The 5,510-nt window shown below is 50.5% G+C and carries 6 protein-coding genes; 2 read left to right on the plus strand and 4 right to left on the minus strand.

Annotation, left to right across the window (positions count from 1 at the left end):
* Positions 1 to 2,458 (plus strand): preprotein translocase subunit SecA (gene secA / locus VIN66_RS16220; protein ID WP_331924947.1); only part of this gene is annotated, 2,458 nt, incomplete at its 5' end.
* A gap of 65 nt (positions 2,459 to 2,523) precedes the next feature.
* A complete protein-coding gene (gene mutT / locus VIN66_RS16225) occupies positions 2,524 to 2,940 on the plus strand; it encodes an 8-oxo-dGTP diphosphatase MutT (protein ID WP_331924948.1) in 417 nt (138 codons plus the stop codon).
* Between the two features lie 10 nt (positions 2,941 to 2,950).
* On the opposite strand, the gene yacG is transcribed toward mutT, so the two are convergent.
* Genes yacG through VIN66_RS16245 form a run of 4 tightly spaced genes read right to left on the minus strand, consistent with a single transcriptional unit; the run spans position 2,951 to position 5,482 of the window.
* Positions 2,951 to 3,178, minus strand: a complete 228-nt coding sequence (gene yacG, locus VIN66_RS16230; protein ID WP_331924949.1) for a DNA gyrase inhibitor YacG — start codon at positions 3,176 to 3,178, stop codon at positions 2,951 to 2,953.
* Positions 3,179 to 3,207: 29 nt separating this feature from the next.
* Positions 3,208 to 3,954, minus strand: a complete 747-nt coding sequence (zapD, locus tag VIN66_RS16235) for a cell division protein ZapD (protein WP_331924950.1) — start codon at positions 3,952 to 3,954, stop codon at positions 3,208 to 3,210.
* A 44-nt stretch (positions 3,955 to 3,998) separates the two neighbouring features.
* Positions 3,999 to 4,607 (minus strand): dephospho-CoA kinase, encoded by a 609-nt coding sequence (gene coaE, locus VIN66_RS16240; RefSeq protein ID WP_331924951.1) that lies wholly within the window; start codon positions 4,605 to 4,607, stop codon positions 3,999 to 4,001.
* Entirely contained in the window at positions 4,607 to 5,482 is an 876-nt protein-coding gene (locus VIN66_RS16245) for a prepilin peptidase (protein ID WP_331924952.1), read from the minus strand. The genes coaE and VIN66_RS16245 overlap by 1 nt, the downstream gene beginning before the upstream one ends.
* Positions 5,483 to 5,510: the final 28 nt, after the last annotated feature.

Consider the following 5,510-nt stretch of genomic DNA (forward strand, 5'->3'; position numbering starts at 1 on the left):
GTTGATGGGTGGTATGGTGCTGCATCAGGGCAAAATTTCTGAGATGCGTACCGGTGAAGGTAAAACCTTAACGGCTACCTTGCCTGCTTACCTCAATGCATTAAGCGGCGGCGGTGTGCACGTTATTACTGTCAACGACTATCTGGCCCGGCGGGATGCTCAGACCAATGCGCCATTGTTTGCATTTCTCGGCTTAACCGTTGGCGTTAATGTGCCCGGTATGGCGCACCCGGATAAACAGCAAGCTTATGCTGCTGATATTACTTACGGCACCAACAATGAGTTTGGTTTTGATTACCTGCGCGACAATATGGCGTTTTCACCGCAGGATCGCGTGCAGCGTGATCAGGCGTTTGCCATTATCGACGAAGTGGATTCAATTTTAATTGACGAAGCCCGTACGCCACTGATTATTTCCGGCCCGGCAGAAGACAGCTCAGAGCTGTACAAGCAAATCAACGTGCTGGTACCACAACTGGTAAAGCAGGATAAAGAAGATGAAGAGGGCGCGCATGGCGACGGTCACTTCACGGTAGATGAAAAGGCGCGTCAGGTATACCTGACTGAACAAGGCCAGATCAAAGTTGAAGACATGCTGCGTGAACATGGCTTAATCCAGGAACACGATACCCTGTTTTCTGCCGCCAATATCACGTTGCTGCACCACGTTTATGCGGCGCTGCGCGCGCATCAGCTGTTTAAACGCGATGTCGATTACGTTGTTAAAGATGGCGAAATTGTTATTGTTGATGAACACACCGGCCGTACGATGGAAGGCCGGCGCTGGTCTGAAGGTTTGCACCAGGCTGTAGAAGCCAAAGAAGGCGTAAAAATTCAGAACGAAAACCAGACACTGGCATCTATCACCTTCCAGAATTATTTCCGTTTGTACGACAAATTGTCAGGTATGACAGGTACTGCCGATACCGAAGCTTTCGAATTCCAGCAAATTTATGGCCTGGAAACTATAGTAGTGCCTACCAACCGGCCTATGGTACGTAAAGATATGGCCGACCTGGTGTACTTAAACGCGGAAGATAAGTATCAGGCCATTATTGCCGACATTATTGCCACCCGCGATGCTGGCCGCCCGGTGCTGGTGGGTACAGCGTCGATTGAAAGCTCTGAGTATTTATCGGGCCTGCTAAATAAAGCCAAGATCAAACATCAGGTATTAAACGCTAAGTTCCATGCTAACGAAGCACAGATCATTGCGCAGGCTGGTCAGCCAGGTACGGTTACCATTGCCACTAACATGGCAGGTCGTGGTACCGATATCGTGCTGGGTGGCAGTTTACAGACTGAACTGGCAGCACTGGGTGCTGACGCCACGGACGCGCAGAAAGAAAAGGTTAAAGCAGACTGGCAAACCCGGCATGATGCAGTAATTGCGGCTGGTGGCTTGCATATTATCGGTACGGAACGTCACGAATCACGCCGTATCGATAACCAGTTACGCGGCCGTTCAGGCCGTCAGGGTGACCCGGGTTCAAGCCGTTTTTATCTGTCGCTGGACGATGCCTTAATGCGTATTTTCGCCTCTGATCGTATGGCAGGGATGATGCGCCGTTTAGGTATGGAGAAAGGCGAGGCAATAGAGCACCCATGGGTAAGCCGTGCTATCGAAAACGCGCAGCGCAAAGTGGAAGCCCGCAACTTTGATATCCGTAAACAGCTGCTTGAGTTTGACGATGTTGCCAACGATCAGCGTAAAGTGGTGTACGAGCAGCGTAACGAGCTGTTGAATGCCACTGATATCAGTGAAACCATTACCGCCATCCGTACCGATGTTATCGATGGCATTATCAGCCAGTATATTCCACCGCAATCGCTGGACGAAATGTGGGATATTCCGGGGCTGGAGCAACGCTTAAAGGCTGATTATATGCTGGATCTGCCAATAGCGCAGTGGCTGGCAGAAGACAAGAAACTGTTCGAAGAAAAGCTGCGTGAGCGTATCCAGCAGGAAGCTGAACAAGCCTATGCGCACAAAGAGCAGATGGTTGGGCCACAGGTGCTGCGTCAGTTTGAAAAAGCCATCATGCTGCAAAGCCTGGATACACACTGGAAAGAGCATCTGGCGGCGATGGACCACCTGCGTCAGGGCATTAACCTGCGTGGCTATGCACAAAAAAATCCGAAACAGGAATATAAGCGCGAAGCCTTTGAGCTGTTCTCTGCAATGCTGGAAAACCTGAAAATTGATGTGGTTGGCGTGTTAGGTCGGGTTCAGGTAAAGGCAGCGGAGGATGTTGATGCAGTAGAGCAACAGCGCCGCAAAGCCGATGCTGTACCGCATGATTACCAGCATGCTGAAGCTGAGCACGTTGGTGGCGATGTACCTGCCGGTATGCCGGCTGGCCCGGTGTTTCGCGACCACGATAAGGTAGGCCGCAACGACCCTTGTCCTTGTGGCTCTGGTAAAAAGTATAAGCAGTGTCACGGTAAGCTGGTATAAGCCACCACCTTGTCGCAAAACAAAGTCAGCTGAGGCTGGCTTTGTTGTTTTAGCAGGAGAACAGTGTGAGTACAGCAAAAGTGATTCATGTTGCAGTAGGCGTAATTTTACGTGGGCAACAGATCTTGTTGGCGCTGCGTAGCAGTAAGCAGCACCAGGGTAGCAAGTGGGAGTTCCCTGGCGGTAAGGTAGAAAAGGGTGAAACGGTAGCCGCGGCACTTAAGCGTGAACTGCAAGAAGAGGTTGCTATCGACGTTGCCGAAAGCAGCGCTTTTATGCAACTGGAATATGCTTATCCTGAAAAAACCGTGCTGCTGGATATTTATCTGGTGACCGGTTTCGATGGCGAGCCAGAAGGGCGCGAAGGCCAACCGTTACGCTGGGTTGACATTGCAGGGCTTGGCGATATTGAATTCCCCGATGCGAATCAGCCGATAGTTGAGCGCATTCAGCAGCATTTCTTACCGTCATTGCCCGCCTAATGCAGCGGGCTTAGTGTTTAAAGAAGTCATTGTCCTGCGCGATAAACTCTTGCTCTAACTCTGCCAGATACTCTTCAGACAATACAGTATCTATCGGGGTTTTGTCGGCGATGCGGTGGTTTTCTGCTGCCCAATCGCCTAGGTCAATTAACTTGCAGCGCTCAGAGCAAAATGGCCGGAATGCGGCTTCGCTTGACCACACAACGTCTTTATCACAGGTTGGGCATTTTACTTTCATATTGTCCTCATCGCAGTTGGCGGCGTATTTTAACAGCTGGCCAGCTTAAAACAGATCGTTTTTTCACTGCTGCAGCGGCCACTGTCATCGCTAAGCTGCATAAAGCGGATGGCATAACGGTATTTGTTGCCGCTGACGGTAGGATAAACGCCGGCTTCCAACGGGTAACGGATGCGCAACAGTTCGTGCTGGTCAGTATTGCTCTGATAAAAGCCATTGTCAGCGGTAACATCGGTGAACTGGCCTTTTTGCCGGCTGAAACCCAGCACAAAGCTTACTGCCTGTTGCAGTAAGCTGAATTCAGCACACCACTGCTCAGCCATGTAGCTGCGCTCACTTTGTGGCAGGTTTAGCCAGTAATGCAGTTGTGGTACGTCGAAGTAACAGGTGCCGCCTGGTATTGCAAAGCGCTGGCGTAGCGGCGCTAAAAATTTATCGTCTTTTAAATTACCGACAAACTTATTGCTGCGCAGCAAATCGCTTTGCAGCCGAACTGCCTGCTGTAACACTGGTTGTAATTTATCGTCTGATACTGAAGGGTGATTGGCCCAGGCGACCAGTGCCGTTTCGCAGCGCTCGCAGTCTTTAATCAGGTCCGGGCGGATATCATTGCGGTCCAGCACTTCAATTAGATCAAACAGCGTATTAAAAAATGCCTGCTGCTGCCATTCGCTGTTCAGTGCCTGCAAACTGTATAGCTGCGCCAGCAGATATTCCAGCCGCAGGTAGGTACGCAGTTTTTCATTTAGCGGGTGTTCGTAAGTCAGTTCAGTCATTTTTGGGTGCTTCACGCCTGTTACGACAACACACCTAATACCTGTTAAGTTGCTGTATTAGCCTGCTGCAAATATTGCTGGTGCAGTGCTGCAACCTGGGGGGCGAGATCTGCCGGGGTGCTGTCATTGGTAATAATATCATCGGCTTGTTTCAGCCGTTCGCTGCGCGAAAGTTGCGCGGCCATTATGGCTCTAATCTGTTGCTCGTCTGCGTTGTCACGCGCCATAGCACGCTGCAGTTGCAGGCTTTCGGGTAAATCTATCACCAGTACACGCTGCACATACTGGTCAAGCTTATTCTCTAACAGCAAAGGTGCGACTAATAACGCATAAGGCGATGTCAGCTGCTGTAACTGCCTTAGTATCTGCAGCCGTATTGCCGGGTGTAATAACTGCTCCAGCCAGGTTTTACTAGCTGCATCGGTAAAAACACGTTGCCGCAGTTTTGCCCGGTTGAGCTCGCCAGTGGGGAGCAGTATCTCATTACCGAAATATTGCGTGATGGCACGCAAGCAGGGCGTTTCCGGCAGAACTACTTCACGTGCGACGATATCGGCATCAATATGCTGTACGCCAAGCTTGGCAAATAACGCTGTGACGGTAGTTTTGCCGCAACCAATACCGCCGGTTAAGCCCACCACAAACTTTGACATTACAAACCTAAATAACGCAGGTAAGTATTGGTCAGTTGCTCACCCCATAGCAGCGCTATCCAGCCAGCAGCGGCAATATAAGGCCCAAATGGGATAGGCGTTGCTTTATCTTTACCCTGCACACTGAGCAAGGTTATACCCACTATCGCACCAACCAGGGACGACAACAGAATAATCAGTGGTAACTGCGCAGCGCCAAGCAAGGCGCCAAATACGGCCAGTAATTTAAAATCACCGTAGCCCATACCTTCTTTACCGGTCAGCAATTTAAACAGCCAGTAGACACTCCAAAGGCTTAGATAACCGGCAGCGGCGCCGACAATAGCCTGAGCGGGATTAACAAAGGCTGAATCACTAAGGCTAAACAGCAGTGCCAGCCACAATAGCGGCAAGGTTAACTGATCAGGCAGCAGCATTTTATCTATATCGATAAAGGTCAGTGCTATCAGTACCCAGGTGGTAAAAATAATCACAGCGGCAGCTAAACCAAAGCCCAGTTTCCACGCCACCACCGATGAAAGTACTGCTGTCAATGCTTCAACTACAGGGTAACGCGCGCTGATGGGCGCACTGCAACTGCGGCATTTGCCCTTTAACAGCAACCAGCTCAGGACCGGCACATTGTCACGCGCCTGCACCGGCGCATTGCAGGCCGGGCAGGCAGAACGCGGTACGGCCAGGTTAAACCTGGCAGGTGCTGCAGCCGTATCGGCGTTAAAATAGGCCTGGTACTCCTGCTGCCAGTCGTTTTCCATCATTTTCGGTAAGCGGTAAATCACCACATTTAAAAAGCTGCCAATCACCAGGCTGAAAATGGCAACCATCACAACAAATAACGCCGGGAAAGTGGTAAGTAATTCGGTAAACTGCTGCATTAAACTACAGACCCCATTTGGAAAATGG

The sequence above is a fragment of the Rheinheimera sp. genome, from assembly GCF_036568245.1.
GTDB lineage: Bacteria > Pseudomonadota > Gammaproteobacteria > Enterobacterales > Alteromonadaceae > Alishewanella.